This is a genomic window from Burkholderia sp. Bp8991, from assembly GCF_003853795.1.
GTDB lineage: Bacteria > Pseudomonadota > Gammaproteobacteria > Burkholderiales > Burkholderiaceae > Burkholderia.
Window position 1 is genome coordinate 1 of record NZ_QTQJ01000069.1, and the last position, 1,899, is coordinate 1,899.

The 1,899-nt window shown below is 67.4% G+C and carries 1 protein-coding gene; it reads left to right on the plus strand.

Annotated elements, in window-relative coordinates:
- A partial coding sequence (acs, locus tag DIE02_RS35145; RefSeq protein ID WP_124530299.1) for an acetate--CoA ligase occupies positions 1-1,899 on the plus strand: 1,899 nt, incomplete at both ends.

The following is a 1,899-nucleotide window of genomic DNA, read 5'->3' on the forward strand; positions in this document are numbered from 1 at the left end:
GCCAACATCTCCGGCATGCCGGCCTACCGCGCGCTGGTCGCCGAAGCCGAGCAGGATTACGAAGGCTTCTGGGCGCGTCTCGCGCGCGAGGGCCTCAGCTGGCACAAGCCGTTCACGAAGGTGCTCGACGAGAGCGACGCGCCGTTCTACAAGTGGTTCGACGACGGCGAACTCAACGCGTCGTACAACTGCCTCGACCGCCACGTCGAAGCCGGCAACGGCGAGCGCGTCGCGGTGATCTTCGAGGCCGACGACGGCACCGTCACGCGCGTCACCTATGCCGAGCTGCTGGCGCGCGTGTCGCGCTTCGCGAACGCGCTGAAGAAACGCGGGATCGGCAAGGGCGATCGCGTCATCATCTATATTCCGATGTCGATCGAAGGCATCGTCGCGATGCAGGCCTGCGCGCGCATCGGCGCCACGCACTCGGTCGTGTTCGGCGGCTTCTCCGCGAAATCGCTCAACGAGCGGCTCGTCGACGTCGGCGCCGTTGCGCTCATCACCGCCGACGAGCAGGCGCGCGGCGGCAAGACGCTGCCGCTCAAGAGCATCGCCGACGAAGCGCTCGCGATGGGCGGCTGCGAAGCGGTCAAGAGCGTGATCGTCTATCGTCGCACCGGCGGCAAGATCGACTGGCATGCGGAACGCGACCTGTGGATGCACGAGATCGCCGACGGCGAGTCCGACACCTGCGCGCCGGAATGGGTCGGCGCCGAGCATCCGCTGTTCATCCTGTATACGTCGGGCTCGACCGGCAAGCCGAAGGGCGTGCAGCACAGCACCGGCGGCTACCTGCTGTGGGCCGCGCAGACGATGAAGTGGACCTTCGACTGGAAGCCGGCCGACGTGTTCTGGTGCACGGCCGACATCGGCTGGGTCACCGGCCACACGTACATCACGTACGGCCCGCTCGCGTGCGGCGGCACGCAGGTCGTGTTCGAGGGCGTGCCGACGTATCCGGACTCCGGCCGCTTCTGGAAGATGATCGGCGATCACAAGGTCACGGTGTTCTACACCGCGCCGACCGCGATCCGTTCGCTGATCAAGGCCGCCGAAGCCGACGACAAGGTCCACCCGAAGAGTTACGACCTGTCGAGCCTGCGCATCATCGGCACGGTCGGCGAGCCGATCAATCCGGAAGCGTGGATGTGGTACCACAAGCACGTCGGCCAGGAGCGCTGCCCGATCGTCGACACGTGGTGGCAGACCGAAACCGGCGGCCACATGATCACGCCGCTGCCGGGCGCGACGCCGACGGTGCCGGGTTCGTGCACGCTGCCGCTGCCGGGCATCATGGCCGCGGTGGTTGACGAAACCGGCCAGGACGTGCCGAACGGGCAAGGCGGCATTCTCGTCGTCAAGCGTCCGTGGCCGGCGATGATCCGCACGATCTGGGGCGATCCGGAGCGCTTCAAGAAGAGTTATTACCCGGAAGAACTCGGCGGCACGCTCTATCTCGCCGGCGACGGCACGGTGCGCGACAAGGACACCGGCTACTTCACGATCATGGGCCGCATCGACGACGTGCTGAATGTGTCGGGCCACCGGCTCGGCACGATGGAAATCGAGTCGGCGCTGGTCTCGCACGAGCTGGTTGCGGAAGCGGCGGTGGTCGGCCGCCCGGACGACACGACCGGCGAGGCGGTGGTCGCGTTCGTGGTGCTCAAGCGCTCGCGTCCGGAAGGCGAGGAAGCGGCGGCGCTCGCGAAGGCGCTGCGCGACTGGGTCGGCAAGCAGATCGGGCCGATCGCGAAACCGAAGGACATCCGCTTCGGCGACAACCTGCCGAAGACGCGCTCGGGCAAGATCATGCGGCGCCTGTTGCGCTCGCTCGCGAAGGGCGAGGCGATCACGCAGGACACGTCCACGCTCGAGAACCCGGCGATCCTCGAGCAGCTC